This is a genomic window from Actinomadura latina NBRC 106108 (assembly GCF_001552195.1).
GTDB classification, from domain to species: Bacteria; Actinomycetota; Actinomycetes; order Streptosporangiales; family Streptosporangiaceae; genus Spirillospora; species Spirillospora latina.
Genome location: NZ_BCQS01000003.1, coordinates 352,320 through 378,234, shown reverse-complemented (window position 1 = coordinate 378,234; position 25,915 = coordinate 352,320). Strand labels below are relative to the sequence as shown.

Annotated in this window: 23 protein-coding genes and 1 pseudogene; 14 read left to right on the top strand and 10 right to left on the bottom strand. The window is 71.6% G+C overall.

All coding sequences use genetic code 11. From position 1 onward, the window contains the following. Positions 1–10 precede the first annotated feature (10 nt). The 3 genes from AL2_RS02500 (at position 11) to AL2_RS02490 (ending at position 4,254) form a co-directional block, all read left to right on the top strand. Positions 11–1,693, top strand: a complete 1,683-nt coding sequence (locus AL2_RS02500) for an AMP-binding protein (RefSeq protein ID WP_067628689.1) — start codon at positions 11–13, stop codon at positions 1,691–1,693. Beyond that, positions 1,690–3,333 carry an AMP-binding protein gene (locus AL2_RS02495; protein ID WP_067628687.1) on the top strand — a complete coding sequence of 548 codons (1,644 nt, stop codon included), beginning with the start codon at positions 1,690–1,692 and terminating at the stop codon, positions 3,331–3,333. The genes AL2_RS02500 and AL2_RS02495 overlap by 4 nt, the downstream gene beginning before the upstream one ends. Before the next feature lie 96 nt (positions 3,334–3,429). After that, positions 3,430–4,254 (top strand): helix-turn-helix transcriptional regulator, encoded by an 825-nt coding sequence (locus AL2_RS02490; protein WP_067628684.1) that lies wholly within the window; start codon positions 3,430–3,432, stop codon positions 4,252–4,254. Positions 4,255–4,532: 278 nt separating this feature from the next. Here AL2_RS02490 and AL2_RS02485 read toward each other — a convergent pair whose 3' ends face one another. Beyond that, positions 4,533–5,780 (bottom strand): alanine racemase, encoded by a 1,248-nt coding sequence (locus AL2_RS02485; RefSeq protein ID WP_067628683.1) that lies wholly within the window; start codon positions 5,778–5,780, stop codon positions 4,533–4,535. Then, positions 5,781–6,545, bottom strand: coding sequence for an ABC transporter permease (locus AL2_RS02480; RefSeq protein ID WP_067628680.1), 765 nt, complete (start codon positions 6,543–6,545; stop codon positions 5,781–5,783). A gap of 74 nt (positions 6,546–6,619) precedes the next feature. Here AL2_RS02480 and AL2_RS02475 point away from each other — a divergent pair, with 74 nt between their 5' ends. The 3 genes from AL2_RS02475 to AL2_RS02465 all read left to right on the top strand — a co-directional run bounded on the left by AL2_RS02475 (position 6,620) and on the right by AL2_RS02465 (position 9,550). Beyond that, positions 6,620–7,456 (top strand): polysaccharide deacetylase family protein, encoded by an 837-nt coding sequence (locus AL2_RS02475; protein WP_083945862.1) that lies wholly within the window; start codon positions 6,620–6,622, stop codon positions 7,454–7,456. 202 nt (positions 7,457–7,658) lie between these two features. After that, positions 7,659–8,942 carry a sensor histidine kinase gene (locus AL2_RS02470; RefSeq protein ID WP_245666265.1) on the top strand — a complete coding sequence of 428 codons (1,284 nt, stop codon included), beginning with the start codon at positions 7,659–7,661 and terminating at the stop codon, positions 8,940–8,942. Next, complete coding sequence (locus AL2_RS02465; protein WP_067628676.1) at positions 8,906–9,550, top strand: response regulator; 645 nt, start codon at positions 8,906–8,908, stop codon at positions 9,548–9,550. Before AL2_RS02470 ends, AL2_RS02465 begins: the two co-directional genes overlap by 37 nt. Before the next feature lie 4 nt (positions 9,551–9,554). Here the strand turns inward: AL2_RS02465 and AL2_RS37170 are convergent, their stop codons facing one another. Beyond that, the gene (locus tag AL2_RS37170) at positions 9,555–10,199 is read right to left on the bottom strand and encodes a DUF4232 domain-containing protein (protein WP_157437972.1); all 645 of its coding nucleotides are present in this window, start codon (positions 10,197–10,199) and stop codon (positions 9,555–9,557) included. A gap of 152 nt (positions 10,200–10,351) precedes the next feature. On the opposite strand from AL2_RS37170, the gene AL2_RS02455 reads away from it, so the two are divergent. Then, complete coding sequence (locus AL2_RS02455; RefSeq protein ID WP_067628673.1) at positions 10,352–11,251, top strand: hypothetical protein; 900 nt, start codon at positions 10,352–10,354, stop codon at positions 11,249–11,251. Here AL2_RS02455 and AL2_RS02450 read toward each other — a convergent pair. Further along, on the bottom strand, positions 11,226–12,005 hold the full coding sequence (locus AL2_RS02450) for an enoyl-CoA hydratase/isomerase family protein (protein WP_210748141.1): 780 nt from the start codon (positions 12,003–12,005) through the stop codon (positions 11,226–11,228). The genes AL2_RS02455 and AL2_RS02450 overlap by 26 nt on opposite strands. Before the next feature lie 735 nt (positions 12,006–12,740). Here AL2_RS02450 and rho point away from each other — a divergent pair. Beyond that, positions 12,741–13,835 (top strand): annotated as a pseudogene (gene rho, locus AL2_RS02445) (transcription termination factor Rho); the annotation flags it as partial. Between the two features lie 27 nt (positions 13,836–13,862). Here the strand turns inward: rho and AL2_RS02440 are convergent. Further along, entirely contained in the window at positions 13,863–15,428 is a 1,566-nt protein-coding gene (locus AL2_RS02440; RefSeq protein ID WP_083945857.1) for a serine/threonine-protein kinase, read from the bottom strand. A gap of 135 nt (positions 15,429–15,563) precedes the next feature. After that, positions 15,564–17,183, bottom strand: a complete 1,620-nt coding sequence (locus AL2_RS02435) for an acyl-CoA synthetase (RefSeq protein WP_067628668.1) — start codon at positions 17,181–17,183, stop codon at positions 15,564–15,566. Positions 17,184–17,405: 222 nt separating this feature from the next. Between AL2_RS02435 and sigE the strand changes: the two genes are divergently transcribed. The 3 genes from sigE (at position 17,406) to AL2_RS02420 (ending at position 19,780) form a co-directional block, all read left to right on the top strand. Continuing rightward, on the top strand, positions 17,406–17,933 hold the full coding sequence (sigE, locus tag AL2_RS02430) for an RNA polymerase sigma factor SigE (RefSeq protein WP_157438025.1): 528 nt from the start codon (positions 17,406–17,408) through the stop codon (positions 17,931–17,933). Positions 17,934–17,981: 48 nt separating this feature from the next. Continuing rightward, positions 17,982–18,785 (top strand): alpha/beta fold hydrolase, encoded by an 804-nt coding sequence (locus AL2_RS02425; RefSeq protein WP_067628664.1) that lies wholly within the window; start codon positions 17,982–17,984, stop codon positions 18,783–18,785. Between the two features lie 98 nt (positions 18,786–18,883). Continuing rightward, positions 18,884–19,780, top strand: coding sequence for a phytanoyl-CoA dioxygenase family protein (locus AL2_RS02420; RefSeq protein ID WP_067628662.1), 897 nt, complete (start codon positions 18,884–18,886; stop codon positions 19,778–19,780). An 18-nt stretch (positions 19,781–19,798) separates the two neighbouring features. On the opposite strand, the gene AL2_RS37165 is transcribed toward AL2_RS02420, so the two are convergent. The 3 genes from AL2_RS37165 to AL2_RS02405 form a co-directional block, all read right to left on the bottom strand. Continuing rightward, a complete protein-coding gene (locus AL2_RS37165; RefSeq protein ID WP_067628659.1) occupies positions 19,799–20,269 on the bottom strand; it encodes a hypothetical protein in 471 nt (156 codons plus the stop codon). Positions 20,270–20,333: 64 nt separating this feature from the next. Further along, positions 20,334–21,140, bottom strand: a complete 807-nt coding sequence (locus AL2_RS02410; protein ID WP_067628657.1) for an SAM-dependent methyltransferase — start codon at positions 21,138–21,140, stop codon at positions 20,334–20,336. Positions 21,141–21,179: 39 nt separating this feature from the next. Continuing rightward, the gene (locus tag AL2_RS02405; RefSeq protein ID WP_083945989.1) at positions 21,180–22,007 is read right to left on the bottom strand and encodes a dienelactone hydrolase family protein; all 828 of its coding nucleotides are present in this window, start codon (positions 22,005–22,007) and stop codon (positions 21,180–21,182) included. A gap of 74 nt (positions 22,008–22,081) precedes the next feature. On the opposite strand from AL2_RS02405, the gene AL2_RS02400 reads away from it, so the two are divergent. Then, complete coding sequence (locus tag AL2_RS02400; RefSeq protein ID WP_067628653.1) at positions 22,082–23,071, top strand: GlxA family transcriptional regulator; 990 nt, start codon at positions 22,082–22,084, stop codon at positions 23,069–23,071. Positions 23,072–23,141: 70 nt separating this feature from the next. After that, positions 23,142–23,690, top strand: coding sequence for a YceI family protein (locus AL2_RS02395; RefSeq protein WP_067628652.1), 549 nt, complete (start codon positions 23,142–23,144; stop codon positions 23,688–23,690). A 17-nt stretch (positions 23,691–23,707) separates the two neighbouring features. On the opposite strand, the gene AL2_RS02390 is transcribed toward AL2_RS02395, so the two are convergent. After that, positions 23,708–24,214 (bottom strand): hypothetical protein, encoded by a 507-nt coding sequence (locus AL2_RS02390; protein WP_157437971.1) that lies wholly within the window; start codon positions 24,212–24,214, stop codon positions 23,708–23,710. Positions 24,215–24,345: 131 nt separating this feature from the next. On the opposite strand from AL2_RS02390, the gene AL2_RS02385 reads away from it, so the two are divergent. Continuing rightward, complete coding sequence (locus tag AL2_RS02385) at positions 24,346–25,827, top strand: glutamate-cysteine ligase family protein (RefSeq protein WP_067628648.1); 1,482 nt, start codon at positions 24,346–24,348, stop codon at positions 25,825–25,827. Positions 25,828–25,915: the final 88 nt, after the last annotated feature.

The following is a 25,915-nucleotide window of genomic DNA, read 5'->3' as shown; positions in this document are numbered from 1 at the left end:
AGGAGAGACCATGCCCGCAGTCGAGTTCCGCGCGGCGCGCGACTTCCTGCTCGCGCATCGCGACGACTACACGACGGCGTACGAGAAGTTCCGCTGGCCGGTGCTGACCGGTTTCAACTGGGCGCTGGACTGGTTCGACAAGATCGCCGAGGGCAACGACTCGCCCGCGCTGTGGATCGTCGAGGAGGACGGCTCGGAGGCGAAGTACTCGTTCCTGCAGCTGTCGCGGCGGTCCAACCAGGTCGCGAACATGCTGCGCCGGGCGGGCGTGCGGCGCGGCGACCGGGTCATCCTGATGCTCGGCAACCAGGTCGAGCTGTGGGAGACGGTGCTGGCGACGATGAAGATCGGCGCCATCATGATCCCGTGCACGCCGCTGCTGGGCACGGCCGACCTGCAGGACCGGGTGAACCGGGGCAAGGCGCGGCACGTGGTCGTCACCTCGTCCGACACCGGGAAGTTCGACGGGGTCGAGGGCGACTACACGAAGATCGCCGTGGGCGAGCCGGTGGAGGGGTGGGTCACCTACTCGGACGCCTACGAGGAGGCGGAGGGCTTCACCCCGTACGGGCTGACGATGTCGCGGGACACGCTGCTGCTCTACTTCACGTCCGGGACGACAGCGCAGCCGAAGCTGGTCGAGCACACGCACGCGTCCTACCCGGCCGGGCACCTGTCCACGATGTACTGGATCGGGCTGCGGCCCGGGGACGTCCACCTGAACATCTCCTCGCCGGGCTGGGCGAAGCACGCGTGGAGCAACATCTTCGCGCCGTGGGACGCCGAGGCGTGCGTGTTCATCTTCAACTACACGCGCTTCGACCCCGACCGGCTGCTCGACACGCTGGAGCGGTGCGGCGTGACGAGCTTCTGCGCGCCGCCGACCGTGTGGCGGATGCTGATCCAGGCCGATCTCGGCCGGCTCGGCACGCCGCCGCGCGAGGTCGTCGCGGCCGGCGAGCCGCTGAACCCCGAGGTCATCGAGCGGGTGAAGGACGCCTGGGGCCGGACGATCCGGGACGGGTTCGGGCAGACCGAGACGACCGCCCAGATCGCCAACACGCCCGGCCAGATGGTCAAGCCGGGGTCGATGGGACGTCCGCTGCCCGGCTACCAGGTCGTGCTGATCGACCCGCTGACCGGCGAGGCCGCGGACGAGGGCGAGATCTGCCTCGACCTGGAGGACCGTCCGATCGGGCTGATGACCGGGTACCACGGCGACGAGGCGCGCACGGACGAGGCGATGGCGGGCGGCCACTACCACACCGGCGACATCGGCTCCCGCGACAAGGACGGATACATCACCTATGTCGGACGCGCCGACGACGTGTTCAAGGCATCCGACTACAAGATCTCGCCGTTCGAGCTGGAGAGCGTGCTGATCGAGCACGAGGCGGTCGCGGAGGCCGCCGTCGTGCCGTCGCCGGACCCGGTCAGAGCGGCCGTCCCGAAGGCGTACGTGACCCTGGCGAACGGCTGGGCGCCGACCGCCGAGACCGCGCGGGCGATCTTCGCGCACAGCCGGGAGCAGCTGTCGCCGTACAAGCGGATCCGGCTGCTGGAGTTCGCCGAGCTGCCGAAGACGATCTCCGGCAAGATCCGCCGGGTCGAGCTGCGGACCGGCGAGATCGGCAAGCACCCCGGTGCGGAGGACCGGCCGGAGGGCGAGTTCCGTGAGGAGGACCTGCGATGACCCTCTCCTACGCATCCGGCATATCGAGCACCCCGCTGCTCGGTGACACCATCGGTGCGAACCTCGACAAGACGGTCGCCGCCTACTCCGAACGCGATGCGCTCGTCGACAGGACGTCCGGGCAACGCTGGACGTACGAGCAGTTCGCCGACGACGTGGAAGCGGTCGCGCTCGGCCTGCGCGACCTCGGTGTCGTCAAGGGCGACCGCGTCGGGATCTGGTCGCCGAACTGCGCCGAGTGGATGCTCGTCCAGTACGCGACGGCGAAGCTGGGCGCGATCCTGGTCAACATCAACCCCGCCTACCGGGTGCACGAACTGGAGTACGTCCTCAACCAGGCGGGCATACGGACGCTGGTATCGGCATCCACGTTCAAGACGTCCGACTACGCGGCGATGGTGGACGAGGTCAAGCCGAAGTGCACCGCCCTACGCGACGTCATCCTCATCGGCACGTCCGACTGGGACGCGCTCATGGAAGCCGGCCGCACGGCTGACCCGGCCGTCCTGAACGACATCGCCCGGACGCTGACCGCCGACGACCCCATCAACATCCAGTACACGTCCGGGACGACGGGTTTCCCCAAGGGCGCGACACTGTCGCACCACAACATCCTGAACAACGGCTACTTCGTCGGCGAACTGTGCGGCTACGACGAAGAAGACCGCGTGTGCGTCCCGGTGCCCTTCTACCACTGCTTCGGCATGGTCATGGGCAACCTCGCGGCGACCAGCCACGGCGCGTGCGTCGTCATCCCGGCGCCGGCGTTCGACCCGAAGGCGACCCTGGAGGCGGCCGCGGCCGAACGCTGCACGTCGCTGTACGGGGTGCCGACGATGTTCATCGCCGTCCTGAACGAGCCCTCGGTGGACGGCCTCGACCTCTCGGCCCTCCGCACCGGGATCATGGCGGGTTCGCCGTGCCCGGTCGAGGTGATGAAGCAGGTCATCGACCGGCTCGGGATGAGCGAGGTCGCGATCTGCTACGGCATGACGGAGACGTCCCCGGTGTCGACGCAGACCCGGGCGGGCGACTCGCTCGACCGGCGCGTCTCCACGGTCGGCACCGTCCTGCCGCACCTGGAGATCAAGATCATCGACCCGGAGACGGGCGTGACCGTCCCGCGCGGCACCACCGGCGAGTTCTGCACGCGCGGCTACTCGGTGATGCTCGGCTACTGGGAGGAACCCGACAAGACCGCCCAGGCCATCGACGCCGCCCGCTGGATGCACACCGGCGACCTCGCCGTGATGGACGGCGACGGCTACGTCAACATCACCGGCCGCATCAAGGACATGGTGATCCGCGGCGGGGAGAACATCTACCCGCGCGAGATCGAAGAGTTCCTCTACACCCATCCCGACATCGTGGACGCGCAGGTCATCGGCGTCCCCGACGAGAAGTACGGCGAGGAGCTGATGGCGTGGGTGCGCCTCCGCCAGGGCGTGCCGGGCCTGACCGCCGGTGAGCTGCGCGCGTTCTGCGAGGGCAAGCTCGCCCATTACAAGATCCCCCGCTACGTGCACGTCGTGGACGAGTTCCCGATGACGGTCACCGGAAAGATCCGCAAGGTCCAGATGCGCGCCGAGGCCATCGACATCCTGGGCCTGGAGGACGCCGCCACGACCAGGCACGCCTGAGTTTCTCAGCGCGTGACCTTCCGTGACGGCCCAGGGCAAGGCATGCTCGGGAGCATGGATGCGCCTGTACTGGGAGGCCCGGGGAGTGGCCCCAGCATGACGCGCGACGACGCGGGAGCCGTCCGGGCCGCGATACTGACGCTGCACCGCACGACCGGCCTGCCCATGGTGTTCGGCGGCGCGCTGAGCGGCCAGGACCGAATGCGCATCACCGAGCTCGTCGGCAACACGACCGACTCGCTGAACGGCCTGGTCGTGCGGCAGGGCAACGGCCTCGGCGGCAAGGCGATGGCCATGGGACGCCCCGCCTGGGTGAGCAACTACCCGTGCGCGGCGTCGATCAGCGACGACTACGACAGGCCGGTCGGACGCGAGGGGCTGCTGTCGATCGTCGCCGTCCCCATCGTGGTCCGCCGCCGCGTCCGGGGCGTCATCTACGGCGCGCTGCGGGAGCCGCTGGGCCTCGCCGACCGGGTCGTGGGCGCGGCCGTCCAGGTGGCCCGCGACCTCGAGCAGGACCTCGCCGTCCGGGACCGCGCGGACGACGCCCTCGCGCAGCTGCCGCCCGCCACGTCGGCCGCGCGCTGGGAGGAGGTGCGGGCCGTCCACGCCGAGTTGCGGGCGCTGGCCGAGGAGGTCCACGACCTGCCCACCCGCGACCGCCTCCGCCGGGCGTCGCTGCGCCTCGCCGCCGCCGGGCTGGACGAGTCGGACGCCTCGCCGCGGCCCGTCCTGTCGCCCCGCGAGCTGGACGTCCTGTCGTATGTGGCGATCGGGTGCACGAACGCGGAGGCCGCCGAACGCCTCGGCCTGCTGCCCGAGACGGTGAAGAGCTACCTGCGCTCGGCGATGCGCAAGCTCGACAGCCACACCCGCCTGGAGGCGGTGACCGCCGCGCGCCGCGCCGGTCTGCTGCCCTGACCGGGGGACGACCGCGGGGCCGCGCGGTGTTCCGGTGATCGGGGTTCGTCGATCGGACCCGGCGACGGGGTCAGCGCCGTGCCGCGGACGTCGTCCAGTGCAGATCGGCCCCCGTGGCGCACTGCCTGGACGGAACGTTCACCACACGCCGGCTGCGCCGGGCCGTGATCGCACGGCCGTCCCGCCTGCCTCGGCAGGGACGTCCGGCCCCCGTTTGCACACAGAACCGTAACACCACGGCGAACCCGATTGCTCGGAGTAAACGGATTTCCCGGACGCTAGAAGTACGTCCGGACGTAGTCGACGACACGGGGGCGCGGGGCGCCGGCGTCGTCCACGACCGGGATCATCGTCCACTTGTCGAACGCGGTGCAGGGGTGGGAGAGACCGAGCCGGACGACGTCGCCCACCTCGGCGGAGGAGTCGCGGAGGAACGCGTGCTGGTCGTTGAGCGCGGTGATGCGGGCGCCGTCCAGCGGGCCCTTGCCCCGGACGAACTGCGGCTCCGGGAGGCCCTCATCGAACGGGACGTCGCGTTTGCCCACGTCCAGGAGCGCAAGGGCGGGTTCTGGACGGGAGACGACGCGTCCCCAGGCGTGCATGGCCGAACGCAGCGGCGAGCCGGCGCCGCGCGCGAAGGGCGAGATGTTCCGGTAGAAGCCGTCGTCGTGGACGATGTACGCGCCCGACCGCAGCACGACCTTCCCGCCCTCCTCCGCGACCCGGCCGCCGAGCACGTCCGCGACCTGGTCGAAGAACGCGCTGCCGCCGGCGGTCACCATCGGCTCGTCCACCTCGTACTCCAGCCCCCGGTACAGGTTCGCGAGCCGGCGCAGGTAGGCGTCCACGGAGACGCGGCTCCGCTCGGACGCGTCGTGCGCGAGGGCGCCCTCGTACCCGCCGATCCCGACAAGGCGGAGCTTCAGGGCCTTCCGGACGGCGGCGGCGACCTCCCGCGCGTCGCCGTCGTCCCGGACGCCCGTGCGCCCCCTCGGCCCGCCCAGCTCGACGCACACGTCCACCGGGCGCTGGCTCCGCGCCGACCGGAGCGCCCCGTCCATCAGCTCCACGGAACGCACCGAGTCGACCCAGGAGACGAACTCGAAGTCCAGGTTGTCGTCCAGCTCCCCGGACAGCCACGCGAGACCGGCCGGATCGAGCAGCGTGCTCGCGTACACGACGGACCGGACGCCGAACGCGCGGGCGACCCGGAGCTGCGGCAGGTTCGCGACCGTGATCCCCCACGCCCCCGCGTCCAGCTGCCGCCGCCACAGCGCCGGCGCCATCGTCGTCTTCCCGTGGGGAGCGAGCAGGAGCCCGGCGTCGCGGGTCCATTCCGCCATCGTCCGGACGTTGTGGTCGAGCGCGCCGGCGTCGAGGGTCAGCAGCGGCGTCCCGAAGCCGTCCAGCGGCAGCCGCGCCGCGCGCGCCGCGTCGACCGTCATCCCGTGCGCGGACGCGGGGATCGCCTTGAACCGCCAGTCGAGCACCTCATCGCCGAGCGCGTCCAACGCCTTGGCGTCCATTCATGACCTCCTGTACGACTCGGCTTGGTCGACGTGGCCCCTCGCCACCAGTTCCAGTGTGATGAGCACCGCGACGGACTCGATGGCGAGCAGCCCGATGAGGACGAGCAGCTGCACCGCGCCCGCCTCGATCGGGTCGGCGCCGCCGAGCAGCACGCCGACGAACGCGCCCGGCAGCGTGACCAGCCCGACCGTGCGGGTCTGGTCGAGGACGGGGAACAGCGCGAGCGCCGCCGCCGGTCGGCACACCTCCAGCGCGGCGTCCCGCGCCGGCAGGCCGAGGGCGAGGCCGCCCTCGTACTCGCCGCGCCGCGCCGTCAGCTCGTCCAGCGCGCGGCGCCCGGTGAGCCCGGTCGCCGACATCGCGCCGCCGATGAAGATCCCGGCGATCGGCAGCACCGCCACCGTGCGGGCGGGGACCAGCGTGGTCGCCAGCAGCAGCCCGAGCACCGGCGCGACGCCGGCGACGATCGGCAGGGCCGTCCACCACCCGGACCCGCGAAGCGACCCGGTGACGCGGCGCCCCGCCGTCATGACCGCGATCACGACCATGCCCGCGATGAACGCGGCCGTCAGCCCCCCGCTCCGCAGCACCGCCGCGATCAGCAGCGACACGGCGGTGAGCTGCACGGCGGCCCGCACCGACACGACGAGCATGTCCCGGCCGAGCCCCAGCCCGCCGACCCGCATGAGCACCGCGGCGACCGCCGCGAGCGAGGCCAGGACGAAGGCCAGCAGCGGCCCGGCCTGCGGGGCCGCGCTCACCCGCCGCCCAAAACGCCCGATTCTGATGCCATAGCGGTCTCCTACCCGGTTAAAACCTCGATAGCGTGGGACTTGTGGAGGTTGAGGAGTCAGGCGGGACATCCCGCCGCAAAGCGCTCTGGCTGCTGGGAGCCGCCGCCGGGGTGACCGCGCTCGGCGCGGACGCCGCACGTCCCTCGGGCGGTTCCGCCGCCGCGCCCGCGCCCTCGTCGACGCCCCGCGCGCGACCGGTGATACATCCGACGCCGACCCCGAAGCCCACCCCCACCCCGCGGGCCGCGTCCTGGACGCCGGGCAAGCTCACCGCGCTGGACAAGCCCGTCCGCGAACTGTCCGAGCTGGCCCCGCCCGCGCCGCCGAAGTCGATCGCCCTCACCGTCGACGACGGCCCCAGCCCCACCTGGACTCCGAGGATGCTCGACCTGCTGGCCGAGCACGACGTCCACGCGACGTTCTTCATCATCGGCGAGCAGGTGAAGGAGTACCCGAAGCTCACCCGCCGCATCGCCGACGCCGGCCACCAGATCTGCAACCACACCGAGACCCACCCCATCGACATCGCGGACCTCTCGAAGAAGAGGGTCCGCAAGGAGATCGTCGAGGCCCACGACCGGATCGCGGACGTCACCGGCGTCGTCCCCCAGTTCTTCCGCTCCCCCGGCGGCGCGTGGTCGAAGACCGTCCTGGAACTGGTCGCCGAGCACGACATGCTCCCCATCGACTGGGCGGTGGACCCCCGCGACTGGGCCCGCCCCGGCGTGGGCCACATCCGCCGCGCCCTCCTGAAGGGCAAGGAGAACAACATCCTCCTCTGCCACGACGGCGGCGGTGACCGCTCCCAGACCATCAAGGCCCTGAGAACGGCCATCCCCAAGCTGAAGAAGCGCGGCCTGACCTTCGTCGCCCTCTAGCCACCGCGTCCTCTAGCCACCGCGTCCTCCCGACAACGGCGGGCGGGCACCGCGATCACCTCCCGGGGTGGAGGTAAGTACACCCCCTCTCGGTGTGCGGGCACACTGTGCTCGTGAGGGCGCACCAGAAGACTGGACTCCAGACAGCGGGAGAACTACGGAGGATCCAGTGAGCGTTGGATTGGTGAAAGAGAAGACAAGGGTGCAGCAGCACGCTGTCGCCGCCTGGCGCGGGCTCGCGTTCATGTTCCTGGCCGTCCCGGCGACGCTGGTCGGGCTGTGGTTCATCACGGTCATCTCGATGATCACGAGCTTCGTCGGGGTGCTGCTGTTCCCGTCCGCGACGATGCTGCTGCGCAACCAGCTCGACGCCTACCGCGAGCGCATCAACAAGTGGACGGACGTCGAGATCCAGCGGCCGTACCTGCCCGAGCCCGAAGAGGAGCCGGGCCTGCACGGCTACTTCAAGCGGTTCATCGCGCTGATCTCCGACCCGGCGACGTGGCGCGACTACCTGTGGGTGGTGATCGACCCGTTCGTCGCGATCTTCACGGCCGCGCTGCCCGGCCTGCTCATCCTGTACGGGCTGTGGGGGTACGTCCTCGCCGCGTTCGCCGGCGACTTGATCGGCCGGTACGGCGGCAACGACTGGTACGCCTTCGTCCACGTCACCGAGGGATACGGCGACGACATGGGTCGCATCGTGTCCACCCTGGTCGTCGCCACGGCCCTCGTCGCCGTCGGGTACGCGATCGCGCCGAAGATGCTGAACGTGTACGGGCGCTGGGGCCGGACGATCCTCGGGCCGACGACGAAGTCGCAGCTCGCGCTGCGCGTCCAGCACCTCACCGAGACCCGGTCGGAGGCCGTGGACTCGTCCGCCGCCGAGCTGCGCCGCATCGAGCGCGACCTGCACGACGGCGCGCAGGCCCGGCTGGTCGCGATGGGGATGACGCTCGGCGCGATCGAGCACCTGCTCGACAAGGACCCGGCGAAGGCGCGGCTGCTGCTCGCCGAGACCCGCGCGTCGTCGGCGAAGGCGCTGCACGAGCTGCGCGACCTGGTCCGCGGCATCCACCCGCCGGTGCTCGCCGACCGGGGGATCGGCGACGCGGTGAAGGCGCTCGCGCTCGACACCCGGATGCGGGTCGAGGTCACCGCCGACCTGCCGGGACGGGCGGAGCCGCCGGTCGAGTCCGCCGCCTACTTCGCGGTGTCGGAGATCCTCACCAACGCGGCCAAGCACTCCGGCGCGTCCCGCGTGTGGATCGACATCCGGTACGAGGACGGCATGCTGCGCGTCACGGTCACCGACGACGGGCGCGGCGGCGCCACCCTCGACGGCGGGACGGGGCTGCGCGGCATCGAGCGCAGGATCGGTACATTCGACGGCGTCCTCGCCCTCAGCTCGCCGGTGGGCGGCCCGACGATGGTGACCCTGGAGCTGCCGTGCGCGTTGTCCTCGCCGAAGACCTCGCCCTCCTGAGGGAGGGCCTGGTCAGCCTCCTGGAGTCGCACGGCTTCGAGATCGCGGCGGCCGTCGACAACGGCCCCTCGCTCCTGAAGGCACTGCTCGACCACCGCCCGGACGTGGCGGTGGTCGACGTGCGCCTGCCGCCGTCCTTCACCGACGAGGGGCTGCAGGCGGCGCTGGAGGCCCGCCGGCAGGTCCCGGGACTGCCGGTCCTCGTGCTGTCGCAGTACGTGGAGCAGCTCTACGCCCGCGAGCTGCTCGCGGACGGCACCGGAGCCATCGGCTACCTGCTGAAGGACCGGGTGTTCGACGCGGCGCAGTTCGTGGACGCGGTCCGCCGGGTCGCGGCGGGCGGCACCGCGATGGACCCCGAGGTCATCTCCCGGCTGCTCGCCAGCGGCACCCGCGACACCCCGCTGAGCCGGCTCACGCCGCGCGAGACCGAGGTGCTGGAGCTGATGGCGCAGGGCCGGTCCAACGCCGCGATCGCCGAGCGGCTCGTCGTCACCGAGCGGGCCGTCACCAAGCACACCGCGAACATCTTCACCAAGCTCGACCTGCCGGTGACCGGTGACGACAACCGCCGCGTCCTCGCCGTCCTCGCCTACCTGAACAAGTGACCGGTCAGCTGTAGTTGACGCCGTTCATGGACGGCTGGAGCGTGCCCTGGGACAGGGTGCCCGGGCACATCTCGCGCGGGCCGTTCTGCCAGCTCGCGTTGACGGGCAGCCAGCTCCCCTGCCAGGACACCGCCCAGCCGCCCGCGGTCGGGCAGTCGGGGCTCGTCCCGTAGCGGAGGCCGGCGAAGACCGTCCGGCCGGGGCGGACCGTGATGTTCACCCCGGGGCCCGGGTAGTTCTCGCGGGCGCCCTCGGCCGAGCTGTAGTAGGGGCCGCCGGCGCCGCCGAGCCCGAGCGGCGCCCAGCCGGCCGGGACCATGCAGGTCCGCCCCGACGTGTTGGTCAGCATCAGGGTCGCGAGCACCTTCTCCTCGGAGTCGGACGGCTGCTCCTGCATGTCCGCCCGCAACTGGGCGGCCGTGCACCTCGGCACGCTCGCGGCGGGCGCCTGCGCCGCGGGGCTCTGCCCGGACGAGGTGCCCGCGGTCCCGGCGCTGCCGGGCCCCCCGGTGCTGCCGGCGTCCGAACCGGTGGTCGGCTCCGTGTTCCCCACGTGGGCGCCGACCCGGCAGCCGGTGACGGAGAGCGTGAGCGCCAGCCCTGCCCCGGCCAGCATGAGCAGTGATCGACGGTTTGCACTCTGCGTCATCTTCCGGACCCCTTTGTAATCTTTCCTGGTCACTGGATGAGATGACCGATATGCCGGAAGAGTTCGAGCGATCTTCACGTTCGCGCCGTGCACGCTCCGGAGCCGTACCGGGTGGCATAGTTTGCTCCGCGAGACGGCCCCGGGAGGGCGCGATGACGGTGGTTCTGGTCCTGCTGTGCCTGGCGATCGCCGGCCGGGAGCTCTACCTGGCGTTCGAGCGCCGGCACTCGCCGGGCGCACCGGAGATCGCCGACATCCGCACCCAGCTCCGCGCGCTCAAAGACACCCGGGACGAGCTGGAGGGCTTCCGGGCGTCCCAGCGGGAGCGGCTGGACCGGCTCGCCGCCGACCAGGAGCACGACCGGGAGGCGCTCGCCGGCGCCGACGCGCGCATCCGGTCGCTGATCACGCAGATCAACGACCGGCTGCTGCCGGACGTCGGCGGACGGCTGCGGCAGCAGCGGGAGGCGGCCGACGAGCAGCGCGAGGCCCTCGACCGGCTGGCCGCCGAGGTCGCCGCGCTGCGCGCGCACCTGGTCGGGCGGCTCGACCAGGCCGTCGCCGCGTCCCTCGGCGCCGAGCCGGCCGAGCTGGTCACCGGACGTCTCAGCGCCGACCCGGCCGCCGGGCGGCCCGCGCTGACCGGCCCCTACGAGCGGTTCGCGGAGCACCACGGGCTGCGCGTCGAGCTGACCGACCGGGACCGCTACTACCTGTCCGGACGCAGCCCGCGCGCCCTGGAACGCGACTTCGTCGACCTCGTCGCCGCGCTGCGCGAGGACTGCCGGGAGACCACCGGCAGGGCCCGGAACCTGCTGGGCGCGCTGCGCGGCATCGAGCGGGGAGGCGCGCAGATCGGGCCGCTCCTCATCGTCCGCACGCCCGAGTCGCTGGTGTGCGGCGTGCTGCCGCTCGCCGAACTGCGCACGTCCGCGGGAAGCCCGCTGGACGATCCGCCCGCCGCGGCGCGGCGCCTGCACCGGCTCCCCGAGGCCCGGTTCTGCGACGTGCCGGCCTGGCCCGCCGTCAGCGAGCGGGAGACGTCCAGGTGAAGGCGGGGGCGCGGCGCTCCAGGAACGCGGCGATGCCCTCCTCGACCTCGCCGCTCGCGGCGACCTCCGCCAGCCAGCGGGCGGTGCGCTCCTCGACCGGGTCGGCGGCGGCGATGGCGTCCACGATGTCCTTGGTCGCCCGCTGGGTGAGCAGCGAGCGGGACGCGAGGGTCCCGGTGAACGCGGCGACCCGGTCGCGCAGGCCGCCGGCCGGGACGACCTCGTCCAGCAGCCCGATCCGCAGCGCGTGCTCGGCGCCGATCAGATCGGCGGAGAACAGCAGGTACTTCGCGGCGGACGGCCCGACGAGCCGGACGAGCCGGGTCGTCGCGGCGGCCGGGTAGACGATGCCGAGCTTCGCCGGGGTGATCCCGAACCGGGCGTCCGCGGCGGCGAAGCGCAGGTCGCAGGCCGCCGCGAGCTGGCAGCCGCCGCCCACGCAGTAGCCCTCGATCGCGGCGAGCGTCGGCTTCGGGAACGCGGCGAGCGCCCGCTCGGCGACCGTCGACAGGTGCGAGTCGTCGTCGCGGTGGATGTCGCCCAGCTCGGAGATGTCGGCGCCCGCGCAGAAGTCGCCGCCCGCTCCCGTGAGCACCACGGCCCGGACGCCGGAGTCCTTCGCGAGGGTGTCCAGGATGCCGGGAAGCGCCCGCCACATGTCCGCCGACATGGCGTTCCGCTTGGCCGGCCGGTCGATGGTGACCGTCCCGACGCCCGCGGCGACCTCGAAGCCGAGCCCGGCGGCCATGCTCATTCTCGGGTCCTCCCTCTGCCTGCGACGCGGCTCATCGTACGGAGCGCGTTTCCGCCGGCCGTCCCCGGGGCATCTCAATCGTTCGGAACCCCCAGGGCGTTCGCCGAGTCATACCCGGTATCGAGACGGCGGCGAGTACCGGGGGGCCACGCGCCGGCGACACTCCGCCGCGCCACCTCGCCGCGCCACCTCGCCGCGCCACCTCGCCGCGCCACCTCGCCACAGGGGAACCGACCTGCATGAAGGCAATCACCGGACATCGGGGAATGCGAAACCGGCTTCGAGTGCTGTACTGTCAAGGCAACGTCTTCGGAGTACCTCGAATCGCATCGAGGGCGTTTCTTCCCCGCCCGGGCCATCTGAGCGCCCGGTGATCCTCCCGGTTCGGAGCGCGCAGTTCGGCGTTTCGGACCGCCGCACAAGGGAGCCGACGTCAGCCCGGTGAACCGAGCTGCATTTCTCGTATTCCTCTCGCGTACGCGCCGCGGGTTCCGCCGCCGTATCCGGGAATCGAGTCCAGGCGGCGCGGACCGTTCCGCGCGAGCCTGAGAAGGGACCCACATGTCCACTTCCACCCTCACCACCGAACCCTCCGCAGAACGTGTCGCCGCAGACCGTTCCACCGCGGAGCGCTCCACCCCGGGCCGGCGGGCGCAGGCGCACACCGTGCCCGCGCAGGGCGCCCGGAAGGGCGGCCAGCAGGCACGGCGCCCCGCCGATGACGCGCCGGTCGTCCCGTTCCACGGCATCCTCGCCGTCCAGGACAAGCACGCGTTCGTCCGCACCTCCGGATACCTCCCCGGGCCGGACGACGTGCACGTCTCCCTCGCCCAGGTCAAGGCGCACCACCTGCGTCCCGGCGACGCCATCGAGGGCACCGCGAAGGCGCCGAAGTCGAACCGGGAGAAGTTCGGCGCGCTCGCCCGCGTCGAGACCGTCAACGGCCTCCCGGCCGCGGACGCCGCGAACCGCCCCGAGTTCGGCAAGCTGACCCCGCTGTACCCGGACGAGCGGCTGCGCCTCGACACCGGCCCGCTCGCCACCCGCGTCATCGACTTGGTCGCGCCGATCGGCAAGGGCCAGCGCGGGCTCATCGTGTCGCCGCCCAAGGTCGGCAAGACGATGATCCTGCAGGCCGTCGCGAACGCGATCGCGGAGAACAACCCCGAGGTCCACCTCATGGTCGTGCTCATCGACGAGCGGCCGGAGGAGGTCACCGACCTGCAGCGGTCCGTGCGCGGCGAGGTGGTCCACTCGACGTTCGACCGTCCCGCGCAGGACCACACCGCGCTCGCCGAGCTCACCGTGGAGCGGGCCAAGCGGCTCGTCGAGCAGGGCCACGACGTGGTCATGCTGCTCGACTCGATCACCCGGCTCGGCCGCGCCTACAACCTCGCGGCGCCGTCCAGCAGCCGCATCCTCGCCGGCGGTGTCGCGACGACCGCGATCTACCCGCCGAAGAAGTTCTTCGGCGCCGCCCGCAACATCGAGAACGGCGGCTCGCTCACGATTCTCGCGACCGCGCTCGTGGAGACCGGCTCCCGCATGGACGACCTCTTCTTCGAGGAGTACAAGGGCACCGGCAACATGGAGCTGAAGCTCGACCGGGGCCTCGCCGACCGCCGCGTCTTCCCCGCCGTCGACATCGAGGCGTCCGGCACCCGCCGCGACGAACTGCTCATGTCCCCCGAGGAACTCGCCCTCTCCTGGCGCCTGCGCCGCGCCCTCCAGGGGCTGGAGAGGCAGCAGGCCGTCGAGCAGCTCCTGGAGAAGATGAAGGGCACCACCTCCAACGCCGAATTCCTCCTCCGCCTCCAGCAGACCAGCTGACGCGAGCACGGCCCCTCCGGGCCCCGGTCAGTCGTCCTTTTCGGGTCTGAACGACTTGAGGATCCTGTCGTAGAGGCGCTGGCCCGGTGTCCAGCCGGGATCGGGCGCGTAGAAGCAGAACTCGTATCCGGCCGCCCTGCTGCACAGGACGTGCCTGACGCCGTCCTCGTCGCCGGCGTGCCGGCCGTCCCGCCAGGTGAACTCCCATTCGGCGGCGCCCGCGCTCATCTCGGGGACGGGCTCCAGCCGCAGCCGGTGGTAGCCCGGAAAGCGGTGCTGCCCGACGGCCCTGTGCTCTTCGGCGCGCAGCGCGGTCAGCGGATCACCGGGTGCGGGAGCGATGCGCAGGCCCCGCCCGGACGAGGCGTCCTTCCAGGTCATGGCCGAACCGCGCCGCTCGGCCTGCCAGCCCGACGGGACGCGCACCGAGTAGGCGCCCGCCTCGCGGTACCTCGACGTCTTGGCCGTCACCCCCGCCGCCGGACGCAGCGCGAGCGCGTCGCTCTTGCCGACCGACGTCCAGCGGGCCGCCCAGGTGCCCGCGCCCGCCGCGAGCACGGCGAGCACCGCGACGCTGGCGACCGCGCCGGGCCGCAGCCGCCGCCCTCGGAGCGGCCGCCGGGCACGCCGCGCACCGCACGATGGCGCGGCGCCCGATCCGGTGCGCAGCGTCCACGGGACGCGCGGCCCCCGGACGACCCGGCGCGCGGCCGGGACGCGAGCCTCCCTCGGGAGCGCCGCCCGCGTGATGCCCGGTTCCGGGAGGGAGCCGACGACGTCCCGCAGCAGGTCGGCCGTGGCCTCGGCCGTCAGGCGGTCCTCGGGCCGCTGGCGCAGCAGCCCCTCGATGACGGGGGTCAGCGGCCCCGCCCGCACCGGCCGCGCGTAGTCGCCGAGCAGCACCGCCACCATGGACGCGAGCGCGTGGCAGCGCAGGAACGGGGAGAAGCCCTCGACCGCCATGTAGAGCGTCGCGCCGAGCGCCCACAGGTCGGACGCCTCCACGCTCGGCTGCCCGTCGACGCGTTCCGGCGGAAGGTAGGCGGGGGACCCCTCAATGCCGGCGGGCATTGTGTCGGCCATCTCCCGGCCATTGCTCATTTGGACGGCGAGCCCGAAGTCGCCGAGGAGAATGCGCCCGTCGTCGCAGAGAAGGACATTGCTGGGTTTGACGTCGCGGTGCAGGATTCCCGACGCGTGCGACGCGCGGAGCACCGACAGGACCGCCGCGCCGATCTCCGCCGTCCGCCGCACGCCGAGCGGACCGTCCTCGGTGACGAGGCGGTTCAGCGAGGACGACTCCAGGAACTCCATGACGATCCACGGGCGGCCGTCCTCGATGATCAGGTCGTGCACGGCGACCACGCCGGGATGCCGGAGCGCGGCGGTGGCCCGCGCCTCCGCCAGCAGCCGCCGGCACATCACCCTGCGCTCGCTCTGGGTGATGCGCGGCGGCAGATGGACCTCCTTGACCGCGACGTCCCGGTCGAGCATCTCGTCGTAGGCCCGCCAGACGGTGCCCATGCCCCCTCTGCCGACCACAGAGAGCAGGCGATACCGTCGCGCGAGCGGTATCAACCGATCCCCATTCATGCTGGGGATAATCGCCGGAACGCGCCCAAGACACGCCCCTTCGGCATCAATTGATTTTTGACCGGGGCCCAGCGGGAAAGGCGCGCGCAGCCGTGGTATAACCGCGCGCGGCGCATTTACCCGAGGACGCCGTGTTCACCCGAGGACGCCGCGCGCCCACTTGTAGTCGGACTTGCCGACGGCCGTGCGCTGCACCTCGTCCACCACCGTGATCTGCCGGGGCAGTTTGTAGCCGGCGAGCCGGCCGCGGCAGTACTCGGTGAGCTGCTCCAGCGTGACGGACGCGCCGGGACGGGGCGCGACGACGGCCGCGACGCGCTGCCCGAACCGCTCGTCCGGCAGGCCGACGACGACCGCGTCGTACACGTCGGGGTGGTCCTTCAGCGCGACCTCGACCTCCTCCGGGTAGACCTTCTCGCCGCCCGTGTTGATCACGAGGGAGCCGCGGCCGAGGAGGGTGATCGTGCCGTCCTCCTCCAGGCTCGCGAAGTCGCCGGGGATCGACCAGCGGGTCCCGTCGGCGGCGGTGAAGAACGTCGACGCCGTCTTCTCCGGGTCGTTGTAGTAGCCGAGCGGGATGTGGCCGCTGCGGGCGAGCCTGCCGATCTCGCCGGGCTTGACCACGTTGAGGTCGTCGTCCAGGACGGTGATGCCCGGCTTCATCATGAACCGGGCCGTGCCCTCCTTGGCGCCGACGGACGGGCCGCACGCGCCGGTCTCCGAGGCGCCGTAGTTGTCGAGGAACATGATGTTCGGCAGGTGCTCCTGCAGCGCCTGCTTGGCGCCTTCGGTGAGCGGCGCGCCGCCCGACGCGATCGCGATCAGCGCGGACGTGTCGTGGCCGCCGCCCGCCAGCGCCTTCGCGACCGGCCGCGCCATGACGTCGCCGACCAGCATCAGCACGTTCGCCTTCTCCTCGGCGAGCAGCCGCAGCGCCTTGTCCGCGTCGAACGCGTGGTCGGTGTAGAGGACGACCTTGGCCCCGCTGAACAGGCCCATGAACGCGACCCACTGGCCGGCGCCGTGCATGACGGGCGCGCAGTCGAGGACGGCCATCCCGGGCTGGTCGGCGTTGGCGGCCAGCTCCTCGGGGCTGCCGATCGGGTCGCCGAGGACGTTCCCGCCGCCGAGCGCGCCGAAGAAGATGTCCTCGCAGCGCCACTCGACGCCCTTCGGGTAACCGGTCGTGCCGCCGGTGTACATGATGTAGCGGTCGTCGCTGGAACGTGGCGGGAAGTCGTCGCCGGGGCCGGCCTCCGCGAGCGCCTTCTCGTACTCGACCGCGCCCGGGATGTCGTCCACCGGGCCCGTCCGGGCGGCGTGCGGGGTCGTCTCCCCGCCGGAGGGCGCGCCGTCCTCTATGACGACGATGTGCCGCAGCTTGGGCAGATCGCCGCGGATCTCCTCCACCTTCGCCAAGAGCGAACGCTCCCCGATCAGCGCGACCGAGTCGGAGTCGTCGAGCACGTGCCGCAACTCGGCGGCGACGTAGCGGAAGTTCACCGGGATCGGCACGGCGCGGGCCTTGAACGCGCCGAGCATCGACTCGATCCACTCGGCCCGGTTGTAGGCGAGGATCGCGACGTGCTCGCCCGGCCGCACTCCGGCGTCCGCCAGATGGTGGCCGACCCGGCTGGCACGCTCGTTGAGCTGCCGGTACGTCCGCCGCTCGGCCCCCGCGACCAGCGCGGGACGGTCCGGCCCGGCCGCGGCCAGGATCTCGATCAGGTCGGCCAGGTTGTAGCTTCGCGCCATGCCACGTCCTCGCAGGTGTCGGGGGTGGAACCGGTTCCGATCCTGCTGGTGGACGGCGGCCGAACTCAATGCCTATTGGCGTCCGGTCCAATGAGATGAGTCACATCCCACATCGCCTCATCCGGCCACAGGCGAGGTCCTTACACGGCTCTTATCTGGGTACCGGCATGCTTGGCCGTAACGATTCAGTATCAGACGGGGGTAGTGGTGAGCGCAGGTGCGATGGCGTGGACCCCGCCGACGTGGGAGGAGATCGTCAGCGAGCACTCCACGAGAGTGTTCCGGCTGGCGTACCGGCTGACCGGCAACCGGCACGACGCCGAGGACCTGACGCAGGACGTCTTCATCCGGGTCTTCCGCTCGCTGTCCTCCTACAGCCCCGGCACGTTCGAGGGCTGGCTGCACCGGATCACCACGAACCTGTTCCTCGACCGCGCCCGCCGCAAGCAGCGCATCCGGTTCGACTCCCTCGGCGACGACGCCGCCGAGCGCCTGCAGGGCCGCGAGCCGACGCCGGCGCAGGCCTACGACGACCGGCACCTGGACTCCGACATCCAGAAGGCGCTGGACGCGCTCGCCCCCGAGTACCGCGCCGCCGTCGTCCTGTGCGACATCGAGGGCCTCTCCTACGAGGAGATCGCCGCGTCACTCAACGTCAAGCTCGGCACCGTCCGCTCCCGCATCCACCGGGGCCGCGCCCAGTTGCGCAGCGCCCTGGAGCACCGCCGCCCGGCCGAGTGCACGCAGTGACGAGCATCACTAGTGACCGATGAGTAACTTCCGGCCTACCCTTCGGCCGTGGACATCGTCTTCGATCGTCGCGGCGAAGGGCCGCCCCTCGTCCTCCTGCACGGCATCGGACACCGCCGCCAGGGCTGGACCCCCGTCATGGACCTGCTCGCCGCGGAACGCGACGTCATCGCGGTCGACCTGCCCGGCTTCGGCGACTCCCCGCCGCTCCCGCCCGGCACCCCCTACACGCTCGACACCGTCATCTCGATCCTGGCCGGCTCGTTCGCCGAGCTCGGCCTGGAGAAGCCGCACATCGCGGGCAACTCGCTCGGCGGCCTGTTCGCCCTCGAAGCGGCCGACCGCGGCCTCGCCAGCTCGGCGACCGTGCTGTCCCCGGCCGGCTTCTTCAACGCGGCCGAACTGCGCTACGCCGCGTCCGTCCTGCGCGCGTCCCGGCTCGGCGCCCGCGTGCCCGACACCGTCCTTGCCCGCCTGGCCCGCTCCCCGCGCCGCCGCACCGCGATGTTCGGCATGATCTACGGCCGCCCGGACCTGATGGACCTTGAGGCCCTCACCGGCGACGCCCGCGCCATGCGCGAGGCCCCCGGCTTCGAACCGACCCTCCGCGCGGGCCGCACCGCCCGCTTCGCCGGCTCCTGCGCGGACGTCCCCGTCACCATCGCCTGGGGCACCAAGGACCGCCTGCTCCTCCGCAGCCAGGCCATCCGCGCCCAGCGCAAACTGCCGCACGCCCGCTTCGTCTGGCTGGAGGGCTGCGGCCACGTCCCCATGGCCGACGACCCGTCCCTTGTGGCGGAGGTGCTCCTGGCCGGCAGCGCCCACCCTTTGAAGACCCAGACCGCCGCCTGACATCGTGCTGATCGTCATCGGGATTACCTGAGAAACCGAAACTTTTCGTCGCCGCCGAGAGATTGGCGCGTACGAACGGCCGGGTTAGCATCCGATTCATGGGCTCTGGCCATCGGATTCTCAGCGAAGAGCAGGCGGAACACTTCCTCGACCGGGGATATGTCGTCATCAACGACTGCTTCACCCCGGAGGCGGCCGAAGAGTACACGAGAACCATCTGGACGCGTCTCGGCTACGATCCCGACGACCGGTCGACCTGGGCGGAGCCCGCGATCCACCTGCCCGCACACCGTGAGATGGACATCAAGGAGTTCGCGCCCAAGGCATGGGACGCCGTATGCGACCTCATAGGCGGCGAAGACCGGATCGAGCAGCCCTACAACTGGGGCGACGGCTTCGTGGTCAACCTTTCGCAGGGCTCAGAAGAGCCATGGTCGCCGCCGTCGTCCCGATCGCCCGACTGGCACAAGGACGGCGACTTCTTCCGCCACTTCCTCGACTCCCCTGAGCAGGGCCTGCTCACCCTGGTCCTCTGGTCGGACGTCCTGCACCAGGGCGGCGCGACGTTCGTCGCCGCCGACTCGATCGCCCCCGTCGCGCGCTTCCTCGCCGGCCACCCGGAGGGCGTCCTGCCCGCCGATTTCCCTTACTCGAACCTGGTCGGCCAATGCACTGAATTCGTGGAGGCCACCGGCCGCATCGGCGACGTGTACCTGCTGCATCCCTACATCCTCCACGCGAAGGCCCAAAACCTGCGCCGCCTACCGCGCTTCATCACCAACCCACCGGTCACCTTGGCCGAACCGATGAATTTCGACCGGCCGGACCCGGGCGAGTTCTCTTTGGTGGAACGGGCCGTCCTTCGCGGTCTAGGCGTGGACCGCTACGCGTTCACCCCGGCCGCGCCACGGGAAGAGGTCGTCCCCGAACGCGTCCTCCGCCAAGCCCGGATGAAAGCCGAAGAGGAGGCCCGTCTCGCCGCCCGATCCAGTTGATCGTCCGGCTTCCGGCGGTCAGGTGGCCAGGATCGTTCCGAGGATGAGGAGGGCGAGGCTGAGGAGGCCGATCGAGGCGCGCAGCAGACCGGCGCCGCGTGCCCCGCGGCGGACCCGGGCGGCCAGCGGCTCGTCGTCGGGGTGGGCCAGGGCGTCGCGGCGGAGCCTGGTCATTCGGCGTGCCTGGAGGACGCCGAAGCCGAGGGCGGCGACCAGGGCGGCTGCCAGCACGGCGGTCGCGGTGAGCGTGCCGCCCCAGGGGCGGCCGGCGACCAGCGCCGCGCCGCTGCCCAGGGCGATCACCAGCGCGGCGGTTCCCACGATCCCGTACATCCGGCCCAGGGCGCGGAAGAACGCGACGCGGTCGGTGGGGCCGAGAGTCCGGAAGGTGACACGGGCGACCACGCCGATCGCGACGAAGCCGCCGAACCACACGGACGCGGCGGTGACAAGGACGCAGGCGAGCGCGACCTCGATCCCATGAGACATGTTCTCTTTTTTACAAGATGAGTTGTGTAAATACAAGTCCGCCCTGTGAGCTACGCCTTGTGAGCTACAGCTTGCGGGCCACGGCACAGAAGGCGTCCACCTCGGGTTCGCGGATCTCGGGGGCCGGGCGCCAGCGGGAGCAGGAGACCACGCCCGGCTCCTCGATCTCGAGGCCGTCGCAGTAGGCGGCGATCTCGGCGGGGGTGCGGAGGGTGACCGTGGGCCTGCCTCCGGACTCGTTCCACTTGCGGGCGCTCTGCTCCGATCGTTCGCCGTGCACCACGCTGGTCGGGTGGTTGATGACGAGCCGGCTCCCGGACGGCATGGCCGACATGAGGCGGCGCACGATCTCGTGAGACGCGGTGGCCCCCTCGATGTGGTGCAGGATTCCCACCAGCATCACGGCGATCGGGCGGGTGAAGTCGAGCAGGTTCCGTGCCTGGGAGAGGATCTCGTCCGGGTCGTGCAGGTCGGCGTCGATGTAGTGGCACTCGCCTTCGGGGGTGCTGGTCAGGAGGGCGCGCGCGTGCGCCAGGACCAGGGGGTCGTGGTCGACGTAGACGACGTGGCACTCCGGCGCGACCCTCTGCGCGACCTGGTGCGTGTTGTCGGCGGTGGGGAGCCCGGTGCCGATGTCGAGGAACTGGCGGATGCCTTCGTCCCCCGCGAGGTAACGGACGGCGCGGCCGAGGAACGCCCGGTCGGCGCGGGCCTGCTCCACCATGTCGGGCTTCAGGCGGATCGAGCGCTCGGCCGCCTGCCGGTCGGCCTCGAAGTTGTCCTTGCCGCCCAGAAGGTAGTTCCAGACCCGGGCAGAATGGGGGATGTGCGACTTGAGCACGTTCTCCGAGACCTCTCCCTGCTCGCCCATCGGACGGTCCCTCTCACTCGCCGGCAGTGAAACGAGATTCTAGAACGCGGTCGGCTGGCTCGTCCCGGGCTTCAGGCGGTCGGTCAGGTAGGCGAGGATCTCGTCTCTGGCCGTCAGCGTGGGGTGGCCGGCCTCGTCGACGAGGTGGGCGGTGACGACGCTGTGCGGGGTCCCGACCACGTCGCGGAAGAACGGCGGCGGGTCGGTGTTCGCGGCGCCGCCCGGGAGGACGCGGCCGTCGAAGGCGTCGCCGAGGAGGGCCCGGTAGGCGGCAAAGCGCTGCCCGGTGCACCAGCGGTCGTTGTCGAAGCGGTAGGCGAGGACGCTCAAGCCGTCGCGCTCGACGCGGTCGCGGATCGCGCGGGCGTCCTGATCGCTGAGCTCCAGTGCGGCGGGGTCGTCCAGCGGCAGGGACGGGTGGTTCACGACCGGCGCGATGACGGCCGGCTCAAGCGTCATGGTGAGGGCGAAATTGCCGGTGAAGCACAGTCCGATCGCGCCCACTCCCGGGCCGCCGCACTCGGCGTGGGCCCGGCGCGCGAGCCCGCGCAGCCAGGCGGTGACGGGGCTGGTGCCGCCGCCGGCGAACGCCCGGAACTCGGCGCTGACGCACGCGCGGCGGACGACCCGCTCGCCCTCCTTCGCCGTCGGATAGGCGCCGTCCCTCCCGAAGAGCGAGGGGACGTGGACGGTGAAGCCCGCGTCCCGCACCCACCGCGCCAGCCGCAGGACGTCGGGGCTGATGCCGGGCATCTCCGGCATCAGCACGACGGCCGGCCCGGAACCCGCCGTGTAGACCGTCTTCCGCACGCCGTCCACGTCGACAAGCCGGCGGGAGAAGTCCGTGATCGCGTCGTCAGTGTTCATGGTGGCCAGCATCGGGCGATGGGCCCGCAGGGCGGGATAGGCCGGATCGCCATGTTCAGGGGTAATCTCGCCATGTGAGCGCGTTGCGGGTCGGTGTCCTGGCGTATCCGGGCTGCTTCGCGTCCGAGGTGTTCGGCGTCCCCGATCTCCTGACGATGGCCGCGCACGTGGCCGGCCCGGACCGCGCCGGGTACGAGGTGACCGTCGTCTCGCCCCGCGGCCGCGTCGCCGCGTCGGGCGGCGCGGTGCTGGCCGTCGCCCCGCTCCGCGAGGTCGACGTCCTCGTCGTGCCGGGGTTCGAGCTCGTGCCGGGCGTCGACGTGGACGCGAGGCTCGCGGTCCTCACCCCGGAGATCGCGGCGATCCGCGCGCACGCCGCCGCGGGCGGCGCCGTCGTCTCGATCTGCGTCGGCGCGTTCCTGCTCGCCGGGGCCGGTCTCCTCGGCCGCCGCCGGGCCACGACGGCGTGGCTCTTCGCGGACGAGCTGGCCCGCCGCTGCCCGGACGCGGACGTGCGGCCCGAATGCCTGGTCGTCACCGACACGGGGGTGACGACCACGGCGGCCTTCAGCGCCATGTACGACTTCACGCTGGAGCTGATCCGCCGGCACAGCGGTCCCGGCGTGGCCCGGACGACCGCGCGCGTCGCGCTCGTGGACGACGCGCGTACGTCCCAGGCCCCGTACGTCGACGCGCGGCTCCTCCCGCAGCCCGGAGACACGTTCTCCCGCAGGGTGATGCGGCGGCTCGACCAGAACCTCGGCGCCCGCTACGAACTCGCCGGCCTGGCGGCCGCGTTCAACGTCAGCACCCGGACGCTGCTGCGGCGGTTCGCCGCCGAGACCGGCCAGAGCCCGCTGGAGTACCTGCAGGCGGCGCGCGTCCGCCGGGCCCGGCACCTCCTGGAGACCACGGACCGGACGGTCGCCGCCGTCGCCGCCGCCGTCGGGTACGCCGATCCCGGCACCTTCGCCGCCCTCTTCGCCCGGCACACCGGGCGGCGCCCGCGGGCCTACCGGACGGCCTTCCGCCGGGAGCGGGTCCCGGGAACAATCCGGAATTGACAGGTGTTTGAACCCTCAACTAACCTTCGACAAGTCGTTGAAGTTTCAAGCATCACCAGAGGGAGTTCCCATGAGCATCGCCGCCGTCGCCCCCGAACTGACCGCCGGAACCTGGAACATCGACCCCGGGCACTCCGAGGTCACCTTCGTGATCCGGCACCTCATGACCAAGGTGCGCGGCACATTCACCGAGTTCACCGGGGCCGTGCAGATCGCCGAGGACCTGTCGGCGTCCACCGCGGCGGCCGAGATCAAGGTCGCCTCGATCGACACGCGCAACCCCGACCGGGACGCCCACGTGCGCACCTCCGACGTCCTGGACGTCGAGAAGTACCCCACCATGACCTTCACGACCAAGGGCGTGCGCGCCGAGGGCGGCGAGTACCTCCTGGACGGCGAGCTGACGATCAAGGACGTCACCCGTCCGATCACGCTCACGGTCGAGTACAACGGCGTCGGCGAGGACCCCTGGGGCGGGACGCGCGCCGGGTTCTCCGCCGCGGCCACGATCAACCGCAAGGACTGGGGCATCGAGTTCAACATCCCGCTGAAGGGCGAGAAGGCCCTGCTCAGCGACAAGGTCGACATCCAGCTGGAGGTCCAGGCCGTCCGCGCCTGAGCATCCCCGCGCGAACTTCATCGAGAAGGGCCTCGCGGCGCCCGGCCGGTCCGGCGGGCGGCGGTGGCCTCGTCAGGAAGGGCCGTCCGGTTTCGGGCGGCCCTTCTCGCGTCCGGGCGGCGGGACGAGCGGCAGCCGGAGCGCGAAGCGGGCGCCGGCCGGGCCAGGAAGCCGCGGCACTCGGTGTAGTCGCGGACGCGCAGGTTGCTCGACGGCCATAGTCTGCTCACCGGCGGACGGCCGGCGCCGGCGGCCGTGGCGTTGGTCACCCTGCCGCCCGGTTCGACGACCTGGACGAGGATGCGTCCCCGCGTGACGTCCGGGATGGCGCCTTCCAGCGACCCGTCGCGGACCGCGCCGCTCACCCGGCGGGCGTCCACCTGGGTCTGCCGGAGGAGATCGGCCTTGACCTCCCCGCGCACGGCGACGTCGAGGCCGACCGCTGTGATGCCGAGGACCAGCGCCGCGATCACGGCGGCGGCGAGCGTGTCCCTGGCCCGGATGGACCGGGGGCGCATGCGCATGCTCCCTCCCGGGCACACGTTATCCGGCGCTCACCGGCGGGGGGAGCCCGAAAACCGATGTCGGGTTTTCACCTTCCCTCACCGGGACATCCCGTTTTATGACGGTTCTTCCGGAGCACAGGGACGGACACATGGGCAGGGACGTGGCTTCGGTCACCATCAGCGGCGAGGACAGGCGGCGGTATCGGGAGAAGGTGCGCAGATGCCTCGATGTGCTGGCCCGCATGCTGGGCGAATCCCAGTTCGATTTCGAGCGCCCCCATATCGGGCTGGAGATCGAGCTCAATCTGATCGACGCGATCGGCGATCCGCTAATGCGCAATGCGGACGTCCTCAAGGCGATCGCCGACCCGGCCTGGGCAACGGAGCTCGGCCAGTTCAACCTGGAGATCAACATCCCGCCCCGCGAACTCGGCGGGGAGGGCACCGGCGAGCTGGAGGCGGAGGTCCGCGGGCACCTGCAGCACGCCGACGACCGCGCCCACGAGGTCGGCGGCGGGCTCCTCATGATCGGCATCCTGCCGACCCTGCGGCGCTCCGACATCGGCGAGGAGACCCTCTCGTCCAACGCCCGCTACAAGATGCTGAACGACCAGATCTTCGCGGCGCGCGGCGAGGAGATGCGCATCGACATCGAGGGGCCCGAGCCGCTGCACATGCACGCCGACACGATCATCCCGGAGGCCGCCTGCACCAGCGTCCAGTTCCACCTCCAGGTCAGCCCCGACCAGTTCGGCGCCTACTGGAACGCCGCCCAGGCCGTCGCCGGTCCGCAGGTCGCGATGGGCGCCAACTCCCCGTTCCTGTTCGGGCGCCGGCTCTGGCAGGAGACCCGGATCACGCTGTTCGAGCAGGCCACCGACACCCGCCCGGACGAGCTGAAGACGCAGGGCGTCCGGCCCCGCGTCTGGTTCGGCGAGCGCTGGATCACGTCCGTGTTCGATCTGTTCGAGGAGAACACCCGCTACTTCCCGTCGCTGCTGCCGCTCTGCGACGACGAGGAGCCCCGCGAGGTCCTGGACGAGGGCGGCATCCCCGAACTCGGCGAGCTCACCCTCCACAACGGGACGATCTACCGCTGGAACCGCCCCATCTACGCGGTCGTGAAGGGCCGCCCCCACCTGCGCATCGAGAACCGCGTCCTGCCCGCCGGGCCGACCGTCGCCGACGTCGTCGCCAACGGCGCCTTCTACTACGGCGTCGTCCGCATGCTCGCCGAGGCCGACCGCCCCGTCTGGACCCGCATGTCGTTCGCCACCGCCGAGGAGAACCTCCACCGCGCCGCCCGCGACGGCCTCGACTCCACCCTCTACTGGCCCGGCATGGGCGAGGTGCCCGCCGCCGAACTCGTCCTCCGCAGACTGCTCCCCCTGGCCCACGAGGGCCTCGACCGCTGGGGCGTCGACCCGGCCCGCCGCGACCGCCTCCTCGGCATCATCGAACGCCGCTGCGTCACCGGCCAGACCGGCGCCGCCTGGCAGATCGCCACCGTGGACGCCATCGAGGAGTCCTACGGCACCCCGCGCCACGACGCCCTCCGCATGATGACCCGCTCGTACGCCGAGCACATGCGCGCCAACACTCCGGTCCACATGTGGCCCATCGGGCCGTAAACCTTGGGAGGGCGGCCCCAATCCCCGTCGGCGACGTCCCCAGGGGGCGAGTTGAGGTGATCTACACGAGTCCTGCACATTTCGTGCT